This window comes from Nitritalea sp., from assembly GCF_054166705.1.
In genome coordinates, this window is the sequence record NZ_JBSZCV010000008.1 from 834,442 (window position 1) to 850,265 (window position 15,824).

The following is a 15,824-nucleotide window of genomic DNA, read 5'->3' on the forward strand; positions in this document are numbered from 1 at the left end:
GCATTTTCCTTTTGGCCGGTAGGCCAAAGGCTCCTTTAAAGCATGCATTCTGGATGAGATGTCAAGGTGTACGGGACTACCGGCACGTTTCCAGCATGCCGCTTATAAGGGGGGTGGACTCCAGTCCGCTGGTCGTTCGGTACGCGTATTCGGAATAGTGCGGCAGTCATCTGTGATGATGGAAGGGGTGGCGCGCTCCGTCAGCCGTGGCGCCTGCACATAAACCATACGCGATGATTCCGCACCGGCGATAAAGTACCCCAAAACGAGCTCGTTTGGGTTCGAAAGACTCAGCATATTTCCAGAAATCATGGCGGGTGGTTGATCGAATACAGATCCAGTCGTATTGAGCTGCTGCTCGACTAGGCGTAGGAAGCGATGCGCATTGGCGGAAATACTGATTTGTTGTACACGCGCACGATAGGTATCCCGGAAGCGTAGGCCGTTATCTGCTATAAATGCGATTTCTCGGCTGGTGCTTAAGCCATTAAAATCGGTATCAGCACTCACCCGAAAGGGTTGGATACGTGGTGTTTCGTCTAGGTAGCAGATCGAACAGCAGTCTTTTGGCGCGGAGCCTCGTGGATCTGTGGGGTGGTCCGGAGGAAGGGTGAAGAGCTCAGGATTGGCCAGCACCACGTGTGTGATGTCAGATAAGCGCCAGTAGTAAAAGTTGCGTGCCGATGCTGGATCATCGAAATGTGCCCGAAGTGCCACACCTACAGCATCTTGTAGGCGATCCTGTGTGGGTACTCGCCGTGCACTGTAACTGACAGAAGTGATAGCAGGCACTGCTTCTACATATTCGGGCAGGGAGGTATACATGCTGCCATCACTAGTTTCGATGATGAGTGTATAACTTTTTCCTACCTCCGTATGAAAGGTCTCGGGCGTTACATAAATCCCCTGAGCTACTTCTTGGAGCAGGGTGAAGGTGCCGTCACTACTCCGGATGGCTACGGTCGCCTGAACGACTGGACGGACGAGCCCCTGAAAGATGCTGCCATAGGTGTCCGATCGGGTTAGACGGATCTGATGTGCCCGTGGTGCTGTTGTAATGTACCCCTCCACTGTCAGGAGGCGGCTGCCCTCTTCTACCTCTACCTCGAAAGGTTCTATGCAACTGAAACAGCATAGGAAGAAAATGATCGTAAATATCCGTTTTACCATGGCTAAAACTGTAAAGAGTAGCTTAGGGAAGGAAAAGGAATTCCTAAAATAGCCAGACGAAAGGCTTGGGGTGGTGCTCCTGCCTGATCAGCAAAAAACAAGGAAAAGGGATTTCTTCTCCCATAAACGTTCATTACCGAAAACGTCCAGTCCCCATCCGCAAACTTACTCTTCCCGTTAAACTTAAAATTATATCCCACATCTAGTCGATGAAAATCAGGGATGCGCTGCTGATTGCGATCTGTAAACAGCGCTAGGGCATTCCCGGCAAAATCGAACTTGGCCACAGGAAAGGTGATCGGACGGCCTGTGCTGTACGTAAAGGTCGCCGAAAAACTGCTTAAGGCACTCAGCTTATAATTACCGATTAAGGTTAGCTCATGCGGCTTGTCAAAATTTGAGGGAAACCACTCGCCTCTATTGATCGAAAATTCTTCGAATGGGCTAATCACCTGCCGCTCGCTTCGTGAGTAGGTATAACTTAACCAGCCGGTGGTACGCCCTAAATTTTTTCGTATAAAAAGTTCTGCCCCGTAAGCACGTCCTCTTCCTGTGAGTAGTTCTGTCTCTAGGTGGTTTTGTAAAATTAAATTGGCGCCATCTATGTATTCTACGCTATTTTGCATGTCTTTATAATACACCTCTAATGATGTCTCAAAGATATTCGACTTAAAGTTTTTAAAGAGACCCAGAGAAAACTGATCCACCGTCTGCGGCCGTAAAAAAGAGTCGCTAAGCTTCCATACATCTGTAGGTGCGATGGTGGCCGTATTCGAAATCAGGTGTATAAACTGAAACATTCGGTTATAGCCTCCTTTCAGGGAAGTTTGCGGATTTAAATTGTAACGAAAGGAAACTCTGGGTCCCCAGCCCGAATAGGTTTCGATCGTTTCCCCTGCCGCATACACGGTCTCTTCCAGAATGGGGGCTGTCGCTATAGGCCGATCAGGAGCATAGCTACGCACATTTCGTGGCCCTAAGTAGCGGTAGTGGTCATAGCGAAGGCCATAAGAAAGCCCAAAACGATTATTCACCTCCATTTCATGCTGAAAAAATAAGCCGCTTTCATCTGCGAACTCTCGCTGTACTTCAACAGGAAGAAGCTCTGCCTGCGGGCCGGGTAGTAAATCACCGGGCGCTACTTTCAGCCGCTTACTGTCCCCACCGAAAGATAGTGTCTGAGAGGAAGTCAGCTGCCAAAAGCCTTGTACGCGCAGCCCTTGGTCACGGATTCCGGAATTTAAATCGAAGGCCATGGCTCCCCGAGGATTAGCGATAGAAAAGGTGTAGTCCGTGTGATGAGCAGTGACGGCGACACGAAAACGTTCGCTAAATTGGCCTTCGTACTGCAGCGAATGACTTCTGTTTTTCCAGGAAATGGTCGTGTCTGAGGCTAAGGCGAAATCATCGTAACTGTCGTAAAAGGAATAAGTGAGCTGATGCTCTTCGCTTAATTCAGCATAAAGCAAGGCGTTTACGTCGTAGAAGTTCGCCTGACTGGTACGCAGCTCAGGGTTGTTTAAGGACCCCAGCAGCCAGTTGATGTAGGAACCTCGCGCACCAAGCTGAAAAGACACCTTATCCTTTACCACAGGCCCATTTAGTGTGGCTTTGCCCGAAATCGTGCTGAGCATCAGACTGCCCCCATATGTGTCTAGGCTCCCCGTCTTGGGCGTGACCGTCAAAATAGACGCTCCCCTCCCTCCGTACTGAGCAGGCACCACAGCCTTAAAAAGCGTGAAATCATTCACAATGTCTGGATTAAAGGCTGTAAATAAGCCAAAAAGGTGCGTTGGATTGTAAATGGGCGCGCCTGCAAAAAGAAATAGGTTTTGGTCTGCCCCACCTCCACGAACATTTAAGCCTGCAGCAGCCTCACCCACTTGACTTACCCCAGGGAGTGTGGCCATAGAGCGAATAATATCCACCTCCCCTAAAAAAGGGGGTAACTCTTTCAAGTTACTTGTACTCAGGGTAACCGCACCCAAAGCCGTGCTCCGAATATTTTTTTCAGGATCTCGACCGAAGATAACGACGTCTTCCAGCTGAAAATCCTCCTGCTGCATACGTAAGCTCATGCGGCCATCTCCCACAGCCGTAATAGGATAGCGAAGCGTTTCATATCCTACATACCGCACTTCTAGCAGATAGTCTGCACGTGAAAGGAGCAACTCGAAATTACCATTTAAATTTGTGATCTGTGTGTTCTCGCCCTGCTCCACTACACGGACAGTGGCTCCTACGAGAGGCTCTCCCGTTAACTGATCCGTGATCCTTCCGGTAAGCTTGATGCCCCCCCGCTGACCGATATCTCTTCCGATCACCACACGCTCCTGTCCTTGAGCGTGAACGGAGCTGAAAGTGGCGACAGCCAAAACTAGCAGCAGGATATATGTACTCCAGTTTCTCATCTTTTTAGCGCTAAAAACCTTCAGGGTCCAGCTCCCACAGCGTCACTGCGCCAGGAATTTGAAGTTCAGGACTACGTAGTAGGTAGATTTTGTTATCCAGCTGATAGATGCCCACATTTAGGGCGTTTACCGCGCCCGAAAAGTCACGCGCCCGAACCCAATTTTTTTCCTTGGGAAAATATTCCCAAACCTGCCGCGAGCGATTCGCTAAACCAAGAAGCACACGACCACCATGAACTTTGGCGAAGCCAAAGCCTCCTGCTAACTCTCCAGGAAAAATGTCTTCTACAATCCAATCCTCTGCAGCAGCATCGAAGCGGACTACACTCCGATTATCTTCACGAATCACATAGGCAGAACCCTCGAACACAAAATGAAAAAGTCCCGCATGCAGATCAAAAGGAGCATTTTGAAGACGTACCCAACTGCCCGTCTCCGGGGTGTAACGATGTATCTCCCGCTGACTTAGCCCTGTGTTTCCTCCACAGACATAAAGACGCCCATTTAACTCAAAGGCTAAAGCCTGCACCGCCGTAAAAGGAAGTGTCGCCAGCGGCGTTAAACGACCCGCTTCCGTGATCTGATAAAAATCAAAAGCGGGCGTAAACGGAGCACGACTCAGTAGGGCAGAACCTCCGCCCAAGTAATTTTCGGTCTGAAAAGCCATCCAAAGCGGACGATCGGGCAATAAACTACCGCTTTCCCAGTTCCCATCGCCCGTAGCATCGTAACGGAAATGCTCCTCGATGAAAAAGGTATTGCGGTTCGCACCATTCAAGTAAAAAAACTGCGTCCCCCGCTGGAAATAGTTGCCATTCGCCAGCCGTAAGGTGTTGGAAAGCTGGTTAATTTCTTCGAAATGACCACGAGGATAGCGAAAGAGCTCCTGTAAGAGACGCTCTTCTCCCTGCGTGATCACACGAATGGGTACCTCAGCTAGCGCTCCCGCGGGAGGAACACGCACGCTTAGGAGCGACTCAAATCGCATGCGGAGCACTTCCGCCTCCTGCTCGCCGAAAAAGACACGTGTGTCTGCCGTTAAGTTACGACCGACGATCTCCACTACCGTGCCAGGAGGGCCATTACTCGGGCTAAAAGAAACGATATCGGGATCTAAAGTCTCAAAATCAATACGTTCCGCAAGGAGCTCTTGCTGTCCCTGCCTTATAAATGCGGCCACTTGGTACGTAGTCCTTAGCTGTAAGTCACCAAATTCACCGATAAATCGACCAGGGTTTTCACTGGCACCTAAGGAAAGACGCTCCACCTCCGCACCTGCCGCATCATATAAAATAAACCCATGGTCTTCCGACTGAAAGCGCGTGGAGGTCAGCACCCTGCCTAAAATGCGTACGCGCTCACCACTGGTATAGATGATTTCTTCGGTAATCAGTGCTACCCTTTGCTCACGCTCCTCTGAGCACGCGAATACGAGCAGTATAAAAAGTATACCTATCCGTTGATATAAAAGTAATTTGCACGCCATTAGTTGAAAATATGAATTCAAATAAAAGCAGGAGTAACTGTAATCCCAAAAAATGAATCACTAAAAAAGTGCTTATAAACGAAATATTTAGATAAGTATTAAAATATCGTCAAAAAATCCTGTAATAGACTGCGGTAGGCAGTGCTGTATTGCCCATCCTCTGCTTTTAAGTACAAGGTAGCTGACTGGAGGGCAGTTGCCTCCGTGGAAAAGGAAGTGGAGCGAGACCTTGTTTCTGCCCCTTTGCGCCCTGGCGCAAAGAGCCCCAGCTCCCGCAGCACCGGCTTCCCAGGACGATCGTAGACGCGAAGAGACTGCCGCAACACGAAACCTTCCCGCTCCATGTCTCCCCTGAAAAGCAGCATCTCCGCCGGAGGGAGGATCACATAGGCCACCCCATGGGGGGCGAGCAGTGTCGAAATGCCGCCGGCCAAGTCGCCCAAGCTGAGGGTGAGCGTATGTAGAGCCTGGTTCTTCTTCGCACTCCTGCCGAGTAAATGTTGCGCGAAATAGGGAGGATTACTGATAAGCACATCGTAGGGCTTTTCCACCGCGTGCTCCTGCAGGGACTCCATGCGTACGCTCAGCCTAGCGGCAAAAGGACTCGCCGCCATGTTTTGCCGGGCCTCGGCGCAGGCATCGGGCTCGGGCTCTAAGCCGACAATGTGGGCATGGGGAAGGCGCTGGGCCAACATTAACGCGATGACTCCTGTGCCAGTCCCGACATCTAAAATACGCACAGGATGCGGATGCTGCCCACGAAAGGAAGAAGCTAGGACCTCCAGCGGAAAGGAAGCCCCCAGCAGACAGGCATCCGTGCCTACTTTTAGGCCACTTCGCTCGTGGTAGACACGAAACTGCTTGAATTGAAAATAAGGAGCACTGCTGCGGGCCATAGCGCTTAAGGATTTTCGGCTTCGTAGCCCTGATCCGCCGGTAGGTTTTGGCCCAGGGCCGCCTCCACTGCCAACTGATCGCAGCGTTCATTTAGGGGGTGTCCTGCATGCCCCTTCACCCACTGAAAAGTAGGCTTGTAGCGTAGATGGAGTGGGATGTAACGCTTCCAGAGGTCGATGTTTTTTTTGTCCTTAAACCCCTTCTTCTGCCAGCTCCACAGCCAACCCTTCGTGACCGAATCCACCACATACTTCGAATCTGAAATGACACGCACAGGAATGTTCTCCAACTTTAGGCTCTCCAGACCGACGATGACGGCGAGCAGCTCCATGCGGTTATTCGTGGTTCGTCGAAAACCGCCGGAGATCTCCTTTTCATGGGCCTTGTACTGTAAAATGGTGCCGAAGCCTCCGGGGCCGGGATTCCCTCGGGCGGAGCCATCGGTGTAGATATAAATCATGCTTATAAAATTTCAACCCCTGCCAGGGCAGTTTTAAAGATCTTTATGGCGATGGATAACAGGATGATACCGAAAATGCGGCGGAGAACATCTAAGCCGGTTTTGCCCAACTTCCGCTCCAGCCAGTTTGTGCTCTTCAGCACAGCATACACGATGAGCAGGTTGATGACGATCCCTACTGCGATATTCGGCTGCGTATATTCCGCTTTTAGCGTCAGAATGGTCGTCAGCGTCCCTGCCCCTGCTACCAGCGGAAAGGCGATCGGCACGATGGAAGCTCCTGCCTTCGCGTCTGGATCGGGCTTGAAGAGCTCTATCCCTAAAATCATTTCCGCTCCGAGCGCAAATATGATCAAGGCGCCGGCGATCGCGAAGTCTTCCACCCCGATGCCAAAGAGACTTAAAATAGACTTACCAACGATTAAAAAGAGTATCATCAGCAGGCCTGCGGCCAAAGTCGCCTTCTCGGACTCGATATGTCCGACTTTCTGACGTAAATTAATGATAATGGGGATGGACCCCAAAATGTCGATGACAGAAAAAAGAATTAAGGTCACCGAAAGGATTTCTTTGAAATCAAACATAGTGGAAAGGATGACGGTGTTTATCCGGTAAAGGTGGCTAAAAACGCTGCCATACCGGCGGACTCTTCCGCAGTAAAGGCAGGGAAATTCGCCAGTCGGAAGGTGCTGGTTTTTAAGACTCCGTAACCTCCTCCTAGCTGATAGCCGCGTGCTGTGGCGGCGGTTTTCGCACGCTTCAGGGCCTCTTCGCTCAGCGACACGGCCAAGACGGTGCGGGAACGTGTGGCAGCGTTCGGCACATGAAAATCCAGGTGCGGGTTCTCTACTACGGCGGCCTCCCAAGCGTCCATGCGTGCACGTGTCTGCGCATCGATCGAAGCGATCTCAGGCATATCTTCTAATACCCGGCAGAGTAAATAGATCCCCAGTACGTTCGGCGTGTAGTGTGTTTGGTAGTGGCGCGCATTTTCTAGCGCAAAACTCAGACTGTTATAGCGGCCACGCTCACCTACGGCAGAACAGCGGGCCTGCGCCTCTGGCGACACGAGCAGCACCCCCAAACCAGCGGGTAGGCCAAAGCATTTCTGCACAGAGGCATACCAGCAGTCCGCCAGGCGGAAATCCAGGGCGACACCCCCCATAGAAGAAGTGGTGTCTACAGCGATAAGCAGGTCCGGAAAGCGTTCCCGCAGGGCACGCAGGGTCTCCATGGACACGGCACTGGCATTTGCTGTTTCGTTTTGAGTGATCGCCAGCAGCTCCGTTCCTGCCGGTACCTGTAAGCTATTCACTGGAATTTCTTGCGCTGCATCCAGCTTGAGTGCTTGTGTTTTCGGATGGATATGCTGTGCGAAGTCCACCCATTTTTTGCCGAAGGCGCCACTATACACATGAAACGATGCCTCCTTCACGAGCGACTGGCTTAAGATTTCCCAGTTTTCAGTTGCGGAGGAGGTAAATATGAGGCGGTAGCCTTCCGGCAGCCCTAATTTAGTCTGAAAGAGCTGCTCCACCCGTGCATAGAGCTCCATAAAAGTCGCAGAGCGGTGGTTGGCGGACAAAATACCTGCCGTATAGGCATCCTGCAAGTAAACGGGGACTTGGGCATGGACCTTAGAGGGGCCCGGAGCAAATGGAATCATGATTGAGATTGTAGTCGGTTAAGGAAATAGTGGATGGCCAGTGCGTACCCTTCCAGGCCGAGGCCGCTGATCATGCCCACACAGGCGGGGGCTATCAGGCTTTTATGGCGGAAGGCTTCCCGCTTGTGAATGGCCGATAGGTGCACCTCCACCGTTGGGCTGCTGATGGCTTTTAACGCATCGTGCAAGGCGATAGAGGTATGCGTATATGCGCCTGCATTTAAGATGATGCCGTCTGCGGTGAAGCCGATGGCATGCAGGTGGTCGAGCAGCGCCCCCTCATGGTTGCTTTGAAAATAGTGCAGCTCTACCTCGGGGAAGCGACGCTGAAGGGTTTCGAAAAACTGTTCGAAAGTTTCGCTCCCATAAATTTCAGGTTCACGGCGCCCGAGCAGGTTTAAATTCGGGCCATTGATCAGGTAAAGACTTGCCATCAGAAAGCGGTTAAAGGTTACGCATACAAAAGTACATAAAGCCTGCAGGTTTCTAAAAGGGATATGGATATTTTAGTCAAAAGGCAAACAGCTGGGGTAGGGGCTGCGCTATTTTTTGGCTCGCGCCAAAGCCCTATCTTTGTGTAGGGCTACCCCTTCAGGTGGCCATCAGACGATGAAACACTGGGATCACCACATACGGGACTTTGCTGCCTATCTCCGCATCGAGCGGGGCCTGGCTGCGAATACCCGTGTGGCTTACCTGCAAGATGTAGAGAAGCTGCGTAATTACCTCCTTCCGCTGGGGCAGGTCTCGCCTGAGAATGTGGGCCTACAGCAACTACGGGATTTCGTGCGGGAGGTAGCGGCGCTTGGGGTCTCTCCTTACACACAGGCACGGATCATATCTGGCATCAAGGCTTTTTTTAAATACCTCCGGTACGAAGAGCACATTTCGGAGGACCCTGCCCAGCTGCTGCAGGCGCCGAAGCTGGGGCGTAAGCTTCCCGAGGTGCTTACAGTGCATGAAATCGATCGCTTACTGGACGCGATTCCCCTGGGGAAGGCGGAAGGCCACCGGAATCGCGCCATGATCGAACTGCTCTACAGCAGTGGCCTGCGGGTGTCGGAGCTGGTCGGCCTGACCTTTAATGACGTGTATGCGGACATCCGCTTTTTACGCGTGATGGGCAAGGGCAGTAAGGAGCGCTTGGTGCCTTACGGCAAAAGTGCCGCCCATCAGCTGAGTCTCTTTCTGGAGCAGCGCCGGCAGCAGCAGCCAGCTCCCGGACACGAAGCCTACTTATTTCTCAATAGGCGAGGCAAGGCCCTCAGCCGGGTGATGGTTTTTCTCCTATTAAAAGAGTATGCTGCTGCAGCGGGTATCGAAAAAACGGTAAGTCCGCATACCTTCCGACACAGTTTTGCCACCCACTTGATCGAGGGGGGAGCTGATCTGCGTGTGGTACAGGAACTCCTCGGACATGCTAGCATCACCACCACAGAAATTTATACCCACCTGGATCGCGATTACCTGCGACAGGTCATGCAGTCTTTTCATCCCAGGGCTTAAGGATTTATTATTCAATAGGTTAATTCTGGGTTTGTGGGATTTTTCTTGTCTGCTCCACCGCCTTGCCTATTGGCCTACAGGCCTGCTCCTACCCCCTCCTGGCTGGACTATTCGCAGCCGAAAAGCACGACAATGTAAAATTAAAACCGTATTTTAGCGGCTTAAATGTAGACCAGCAGCACCGTGTATAAGGCCCTAATAAAACCTTGGCTTTTCCGGAAATCTCCGGAGGAGGCGCATCATTATACCTTTCGACTCATCAAGCGCTATTTCACGCTTCCCCTCTTAAAGGACCTCATCCGAGGGCAGTTTGCCTATTCCCATCCGGGTTTACGCCGAGAAGTATTCGGGCTAACGTTCGAGAATCCAGTAGGTCTAGCGGCTGGTTTTGATAAGGATGCCGTCTTGATCGAGGAGATGGCGGCTCTGGGTTTTGGCTTTATCGAAATCGGGACGCTGACACCGCGACCGCAAGCCGGAAATCCGCAGCCTCGGCTTTTTCGCCTCCCTCAGGACGAGGCGCTGATTAATCGCATGGGCTTTAATAATGGGGGCGTGGAAGAGGCAGTGGCCCGTTTGCGCCAGCGCAAAACCAAGGTGCTGATCGGGGGAAATATCGGAAAAAATAAAGACACCCCGAACGAGGAGGCTTATGCAGATTACCTATACTGTTTCCGTGCCCTTTATGAGGTGGTGGACTATTTTGTGGTGAATGTCAGCTCTCCGAATACACCTAACTTACGCGATCTCCAGGAAAAAGCTCCTCTGCAGGACCTTTTAAGTAAGTTAATGGAAGAAAACCGCAAGCAGGAGCGTCCTAAACCTCTTTTGCTTAAAATTGCCCCTGATCTGACGAATGGTCAGCTGGATGACATCATCGACATCGTAAAAACTACGGGCATCGATGGGATTATCGCTACGAACACGACCATTTCCCGTGAGGGACTGCAGACACCTGCTGCGGAGGTGGAGGCCATCGGAGCTGGAGGACTCAGCGGAAAAACCGTTCGCGCGCGCAGCACAGCGGTTATCCGTTACCTACACAGCCAGTCCGGAGGAAGTTTCCCCATCATCGGAGTGGGTGGTATTTTTACTGCAGAGGATGCGTATGAAAAGCTAGCGGCAGGGGCCAGCCTCGTACAGGTCTATTCGGGCATGATTTATGAAGGTCCCTACATGATAAAACGCATTAAAGAGGGCCTCGCCCGCAAATTGAATACCCAAGCATAGCGTAGGCAAAAACATTTATGGCGCAATCAAAACCGCGAACGAATCGGCTCCGCACGAAGCCCACGACGCAAACGGAGGAAGCCACCAAGCCGAAAAGCGGGTGGTCCATGCCCTCCTTCCGACTCAAATGGGACAGGGTCCGCTGGGCCTTTATTCTGGGCATGCTCTGTCTATTGGCAGGCACTTTTCTGTTGATCGCATTCATCAGTCACTTAGTTCATGGCCCCCAAGATCAGAGCCTGCTGCAGGCGGGTGGTAATATCCCTACTGCTGAGCTCGCCGCTCAAAGCGAAAATGTTAACGGATACTGGGGTGCGCACTTAGCTGCCTTTTTTATGCAGCACTGGATAGGCATCGGCGCACTACTCTTACCTCCCTTTTTGCTTCTAACAGGCCTTCGTCTGGCTTTTAAGTTCCAGTTGTATCCTATCGGGCGCTATTTTCTGTTTATGGTATTCACTGGGTTATGGCTCAGCTTGGCGCTAGGCTATCTGGCGGCCCAGTTTACCGGCTGGGTAGGACTTTCTTTTTATAGTGGCTTCTTTGGTTTTGCACTAGCGACAGACCTGCTACAGCTTATCGGCTTCGGGACGCCTCTTTTGCTTCTCGGAAGTGCGGGCCTTTTTATCGGCCTTTTCTACGGCTTGATCGGGCGGGTATCCACTAAGGCAGCGGCAGCTGCTGAAGGAGGCTTCGAGGATAGCGTAGAAGACCAGGCGGACACATTGGCGCGAGCGCCAAAAGATACGGAGGAGACTGCCGCGAAACATCCATTCTTCCAGGAAGAAGACCTGGAGAGCTTAGAAGAGGAGGAAGATGTGCTCGACTCAGGGGAGGAGCCTGTCAAAGATGATGGGAAACAGTGGAAGGTAGAAACCAAGTCCAAGGCCGCCCCTACCCCAAAAGAGCCGCGAGAGGAAGGTCCCCGCTTTCATGTGGAGGTGCCGGAGGAAGAGCAGAGCGCTGAGGAAGGGAAAGCGCCAGAGGGACGTTTTTCGGTGCATAAACCGCAAGAAGAAAAAACGGCCGACGAGGTGGAAAACCTGGATCCCTATGACCCCACCCTAGACTTGCCACACTACCAGTATCCGGTCTTAGATCTCTTAAATGAATATGATTTCCAACGGGTCACGGTGAGCAAGCAGGAGCTCGAGGATAATAAAAATAAAATTGTAGAGACATTAGTCAATTTTAAAATTGGTATCCAAGAAATCAAGGCGACGATCGGGCCTACAGTTACTTTATATGAAATTATTCCTGATCCCGGGGTGAAGATTTCGAAGATCAAGAACCTAGAAGACGATATCGCCTTAAGTTTAGCGGCTTTAGGAATCCGTATCATAGCGCCGATTCCAGGCAGGGGTACCATCGGGATAGAGGTGCCTAATAAAAACAGGGAGCTAGTTCCGGCGCGATCGGTTTTCGGGACGGAAAAGTTTATGCGTTCGGACAAGGATCTTCCCGTGGCGCTCGGAAAAACCATTTCGAATGAGGTTTTCGTGGTCGATTTAGCGAAAATGCCGCACCTCCTTATGGCAGGGGCCACCGGGCAGGGGAAATCGGTGGGATTGAATATGATTTTGGCCTCGCTGGTGTATAAGAAACATCCAGCTCAACTGAAGTTTGTTTTGGTAGATCCGAAAAAGGTAGAGCTAACGCTGTTTAATAAGATCGAGCGGCATTTTTTAGCCAAGCTACCAGGTACGGAAGAGGCGATTATTACAGATACGAAAAAGGTAATCTATACGCTCAACTCGCTATGTATCGAGATGGATAACCGCTATGACTTGCTGAAGGATGCAGGCTGCCGCAACCTGAAGGAATACAATGCGAAATTTATTAGCCGCAAGTTAAATCCTGAAAAAGGGCATCGCTATATGCCTTATATTGTGCTGGTCATCGATGAGCTGGCGGATTTGATGATGACGGCCGGGAAGGAGATCGAAGGACCCATAGCGCGTTTAGCGCAGCTGGCACGTGCTATCGGCATTCACCTCGTCGTGGCCACGCAGCGCCCTTCCGTGAATGTGATCACCGGAATTATTAAGGCGAACTTCCCAGCGCGTCTTTCCTTTCGCGTGACCTCGAAGATCGATAGCCGTACGATTTTGGATGCCGGTGGCGCAGAGCAGCTGATCGGTATGGGGGACATGCTCCTGAATCAAGGGTCGGAGGTGACGCGTCTGCAGTGTGCCTTTTTAGACACGCCAGAGGTGGAGGCCGTCTGTGACTGGATAGGGGAACAAAAAGGCTATCCGGATGCCTACATGCTTCCTGAGTTCGAAGGAGAAGAGGGAGAGGGAAGTGCTAATGATATCGACTTGTCCGAGCGAGACGCCTTATTCGATGAGGCAGCGCGGCTGATCGTGCTGCATCAGCAGGGGAGTACCTCTTTAATTCAGCGCAAGTTGAAGTTAGGGTATAACCGGGCAGGAAGGATCGTGGATCAGTTGGAAGCAGCAGGCATTGTAGGTCCTTTTGAGGGCAGTAAGGCGCGAGAAGTTCTTATTCAGGATGAGGCAAGTTTGGAACGATTATTGAGTTCTTTGTAGGTTAGTTTAACGAGAAGAAAAACCCATGAAACAGCTCCTATGTGCGGTATTGGTGGTATTTTTAATGCCCTTTGCCGCCCAGGCCCAGGAAAAAAATAAAGAAGCAGGCGCTCTTTTAGATGCGGTCAGCAGTAAGTATCAGCAGCTGACTGGATTTAAGGCGAATTTCGAGTTTAGCTACAAGCATCCTGCGGACCAGACGGCCAGCAAGCAGCAGGGAGAAATCGCTGTAAAGGGGAGTAAATACCGGTTAAAGCTGCCCGGTCAAGAAATTTTTAACGATGGCACCACGTCGTGGACCTATATTGAAGATGGTAATTATAAGGAAGTTACCATTAATGATGCAGCTGCTGCCGAGGATGAGTTGACGCCGTCCAGCATCTATAGCTTGTATAAGAAAGGATATTTTTACACTTTGAGGGGCGAAGAAAAGGTGGGCGATAAAGTGGCGCAGGTGGTGGAGCTTACCGCCGAGAAGCGTTCGGCGAGCTTCCGTTCTGTTACGCTCTACATCGACAAGGCTTCTAAGGACTTGCTCGCCTGGGATATTCAAGATGATCAGGGGGGCGTTTTTTCCTATCGGTTTAAGCAGGTAGAGAGCCCGAAGCAGTTTGAGGATAGTTATTTTGTTTTTGATGCCTCTTCTAGGGGCAAGGTGGAAATTATAGATTTACGTTAAGTACATGAAAAAGTCGGATATCGTGGCGCAGATGCGTCAGAAACAGTCTTGTCTCTGTGTGGGCTTAGATGCCTCCTTGGAGAAAATCCCGAGCCACCTGAGGACAGAAAAAGATCCGATTTTAACTTTTAATAAACGCATTATAGATGCCACAGAGGCCTATGCGGTAGCCTATAAGCCGAATGTGGCTTTTTATGAGGCCCTCGGGCCAAAGGGTTGGGAAACCTTAGCAGAGACTTTAGCTTATATTCCGAAAAACTGCCTGACGATCGCAGATGCCAAGCGTGGCGACATCGGGAATACGGCTGAGGCCTATGCGAAAGCTTTCTTCGATGTTCTCGATGTGGACAGTGTGACGCTGGCACCCTACATGGGGGCGGACTCCATACAGCCTTTCTTGGGGCGGCCTGGCAAGTGGGCGATCGTCCTAGGCCTTACCTCGAATGAAGGGAGTGCTGATTTCCAAATGCTCACCTTAGCCGACGGCTCCTATCTTTTCGAGTCTGTAGTTCGGCAGTTAGCGCGATTAGGCAGTGCTGAAGAGCTGATGCTGGTGGTTGGAGCCACTCGCGGGGAATATATCGCAAAGGTGCGAGCGGCTGCTCCGGAGCATTTTTTCTTGGTACCGGGTGTTGGTGCCCAAGGGGGAAGTTTAGCGGATGTCATCCGGTATGGTGCGACAGCCGATGGCGGGATTTTGGTTAACAGCTCACGCGGGATTTTATTTGCAGGGAGCGGACTAGATTTTGCCGAGCACGCAGCGGCAGAAGCCAAACGACTTCAGGAAGAGATGGCACGTTTATTCGCTGTTTACGGGGTACTTCAGTAAGTCTTTTTTATTTTTCTTGAATTCATCGGATAGCGCTTTAGGGGGCAAGATTCGGTATGCTCAGGCAAACTTTCTCCTTTTTAAATCTATTTAGATTAAAATAGCTGCTGTTGATAGGGTTAAATCAATAATTTACTTTAGTTAATTTCGTGTTACGAATTACTTGATTTTCACCAAGGGAGCTCAGAGAAGGAATGGGAAAATCCGCGTAGCTGATAAATTTATCAAGCAGTGCAGCTTGTTTCAGCTACTGCGGTTCCAGGTAGGTTTCGAGCTCTCGGCAAGGTCGGAGCGAAACTAGGTAGCCGAGTGCTATTTCGATGCAGCGGAATATGAAAACTATTTCCGGAAACTTTTCTCCTTTGTTTTCAGTTACTTGGATCGCGGCTGGGAATTTCTTTGGGCTGAGCCCTTGCAAAACGGGAAAAAAGTGTCACCTTTGCAATCCCAAACGGGGGAAGCGGTTGAAAGAAACGGCGCATTGACAGGCGAGAAAAAGGCGGATAGAAGCGCTTGCGGGTAGATTTAGGAGTGTAGCGATACACGGTAGAATAACCTTTCAAGCCTCTTTTTATCAGCAGCCGAAACTGAAAATTATTTTTTCATTTTTCACTTGCCTAATGAAAAACTTTCTCTACCTTTGCAAACCCAAACGAGGGATAACAAACAGAATGAGAGTGATAGATGCCTTAGCGTGAATGCTGGGGGATTGACGAAATAGGAGACGAAAGGTCTTCTGATACGTTCTTTGAAGTGTTGTAAAACGAAACAAAAACATCCAAGACAATTTAGGTGAGATAATGTTTTTCTCCACCGTCAATTTGAATGCTATTGAGACACAGGAAAATAGAGTAGTGGCGACACTACGACAAACACTTTACAATGGAGAGTTTGATCCTGGCTCAGGATGAACGCTAGCGGCAGGCCTAATACATGCA

13 protein-coding genes are annotated in these 15,824 nt (G+C 50.7%); 5 read left to right on the forward strand and 8 right to left on the reverse strand.

All coding sequences use genetic code 11. The annotated features are described in order from the left end of the window. Nucleotides 1-102 precede the first annotated feature (102 nt). From ACXIT9_RS07595 to aroQ, 8 genes are all read right to left on the reverse strand, one after another. The gene (locus ACXIT9_RS07595) at nucleotides 103-1,170 is read right to left on the reverse strand and encodes a DUF4249 domain-containing protein (protein WP_458055626.1); all 1,068 of its coding nucleotides are present in this window, start codon (nucleotides 1,168-1,170) and stop codon (nucleotides 103-105) included. Nucleotides 1,171-1,172: 2 nt separating this feature from the next. After that, nucleotides 1,173-3,581 carry a TonB-dependent receptor gene (locus ACXIT9_RS07600; protein WP_458055627.1) on the reverse strand — a complete coding sequence of 803 codons (2,409 nt, stop codon included), beginning with the start codon at nucleotides 3,579-3,581 and terminating at the stop codon, nucleotides 1,173-1,175. A 10-nt stretch (nucleotides 3,582-3,591) separates the two neighbouring features. After that, nucleotides 3,592-5,067 carry an IPT/TIG domain-containing protein gene (locus ACXIT9_RS07605; protein ID WP_458055628.1) on the reverse strand — a complete coding sequence of 492 codons (1,476 nt, stop codon included), beginning with the start codon at nucleotides 5,065-5,067 and terminating at the stop codon, nucleotides 3,592-3,594. 98 nt (nucleotides 5,068-5,165) lie between these two features. Further along, nucleotides 5,166-5,963: a tRNA1(Val) (adenine(37)-N6)-methyltransferase gene (locus ACXIT9_RS07610; protein WP_458055629.1), complete on the reverse strand. Its 798-nt coding sequence runs from the start codon at nucleotides 5,961-5,963 to the stop codon at nucleotides 5,166-5,168. 5 nt (nucleotides 5,964-5,968) lie between these two features. Further along, nucleotides 5,969-6,424 carry a ribonuclease HI gene (rnhA, locus tag ACXIT9_RS07615; RefSeq protein WP_458055630.1) on the reverse strand — a complete coding sequence of 152 codons (456 nt, stop codon included), beginning with the start codon at nucleotides 6,422-6,424 and terminating at the stop codon, nucleotides 5,969-5,971. A gap of 2 nt (nucleotides 6,425-6,426) precedes the next feature. Further along, nucleotides 6,427-7,008 (reverse strand): MarC family protein, encoded by a 582-nt coding sequence (locus tag ACXIT9_RS07620; RefSeq protein ID WP_458055631.1) that lies wholly within the window; start codon nucleotides 7,006-7,008, stop codon nucleotides 6,427-6,429. 20 nt (nucleotides 7,009-7,028) lie between these two features. Next, entirely contained in the window at nucleotides 7,029-8,090 is a 1,062-nt protein-coding gene (locus tag ACXIT9_RS07625) for an aminotransferase class V-fold PLP-dependent enzyme (protein WP_458055632.1), read from the reverse strand. Then, nucleotides 8,087-8,524 (reverse strand): type II 3-dehydroquinate dehydratase, encoded by a 438-nt coding sequence (gene aroQ, locus ACXIT9_RS07630; RefSeq protein ID WP_458055633.1) that lies wholly within the window; start codon nucleotides 8,522-8,524, stop codon nucleotides 8,087-8,089. The genes ACXIT9_RS07625 and aroQ overlap by 4 nt, the downstream gene beginning before the upstream one ends. Before the next feature lie 175 nt (nucleotides 8,525-8,699). Here aroQ and xerD point away from each other — a divergent pair, with 175 nt between their 5' ends. The 5 genes from xerD to pyrF all read left to right on the forward strand — a co-directional run bounded on the left by xerD (nucleotide 8,700) and on the right by pyrF (nucleotide 14,886). After that, a complete protein-coding gene (xerD, locus tag ACXIT9_RS07635) occupies nucleotides 8,700-9,596 on the forward strand; it encodes a site-specific tyrosine recombinase XerD (RefSeq protein WP_458055634.1) in 897 nt (298 codons plus the stop codon). Nucleotides 9,597-9,779: 183 nt separating this feature from the next. Continuing rightward, entirely contained in the window at nucleotides 9,780-10,826 is a 1,047-nt protein-coding gene (locus ACXIT9_RS07640) for a quinone-dependent dihydroorotate dehydrogenase (RefSeq protein WP_458055635.1), read from the forward strand. A gap of 17 nt (nucleotides 10,827-10,843) precedes the next feature. Continuing rightward, nucleotides 10,844-13,378 (forward strand): DNA translocase FtsK, encoded by a 2,535-nt coding sequence (locus ACXIT9_RS07645; RefSeq protein WP_458055636.1) that lies wholly within the window; start codon nucleotides 10,844-10,846, stop codon nucleotides 13,376-13,378. Between the two features lie 25 nt (nucleotides 13,379-13,403). Further along, nucleotides 13,404-14,057, forward strand: a complete 654-nt coding sequence (locus tag ACXIT9_RS07650; RefSeq protein ID WP_458055637.1) for a LolA family protein — start codon at nucleotides 13,404-13,406, stop codon at nucleotides 14,055-14,057. A 4-nt stretch (nucleotides 14,058-14,061) separates the two neighbouring features. After that, a complete protein-coding gene (gene pyrF, locus ACXIT9_RS07655) occupies nucleotides 14,062-14,886 on the forward strand; it encodes an orotidine-5'-phosphate decarboxylase (RefSeq protein ID WP_458055638.1) in 825 nt (274 codons plus the stop codon). The last annotated feature ends 938 nt before the right edge of the window (nucleotides 14,887-15,824 follow it).

Bases quoted from the DNA above. Each gene is read 5' to 3' on its own strand.
- ACXIT9_RS07595 (WP_458055626.1), bottom strand. From the start codon at position 1,170: ATGGTAAAACGGATATTTACGATCATTTTCTTCCTATGCTGTTTCAGT.
- ACXIT9_RS07600 (WP_458055627.1), bottom strand. From the start codon at position 3,581: ATGAGAAACTGGAGTACATATATCCTGCTGCTAGTTTTGGCTGTCGCC.
- ACXIT9_RS07605 (WP_458055628.1), bottom strand. From the start codon at position 5,067: ATGGCGTGCAAATTACTTTTATATCAACGGATAGGTATACTTTTTATA.
- ACXIT9_RS07610 (WP_458055629.1), bottom strand. From the start codon at position 5,963: ATGGCCCGCAGCAGTGCTCCTTATTTTCAATTCAAGCAGTTTCGTGTC.
- rnhA (WP_458055630.1), bottom strand. From the start codon at position 6,424: ATGATTTATATCTACACCGATGGCTCCGCCCGAGGGAATCCCGGCCCC.
- ACXIT9_RS07620 (WP_458055631.1), bottom strand. From the start codon at position 7,008: ATGTTTGATTTCAAAGAAATCCTTTCGGTGACCTTAATTCTTTTTTCT.
- ACXIT9_RS07625 (WP_458055632.1), bottom strand. From the start codon at position 8,090: ATGATTCCATTTGCTCCGGGCCCCTCTAAGGTCCATGCCCAAGTCCCC.
- aroQ (WP_458055633.1), bottom strand. From the start codon at position 8,524: ATGGCAAGTCTTTACCTGATCAATGGCCCGAATTTAAACCTGCTCGGG.
- xerD (WP_458055634.1), top strand. From the start codon at position 8,700: ATGAAACACTGGGATCACCACATACGGGACTTTGCTGCCTATCTCCGC.
- ACXIT9_RS07645 (WP_458055636.1), top strand. From the start codon at position 10,844: ATGGCGCAATCAAAACCGCGAACGAATCGGCTCCGCACGAAGCCCACG.
- ACXIT9_RS07650 (WP_458055637.1), top strand. From the start codon at position 13,404: ATGAAACAGCTCCTATGTGCGGTATTGGTGGTATTTTTAATGCCCTTT.
- pyrF (WP_458055638.1), top strand. From the start codon at position 14,062: ATGAAAAAGTCGGATATCGTGGCGCAGATGCGTCAGAAACAGTCTTGT.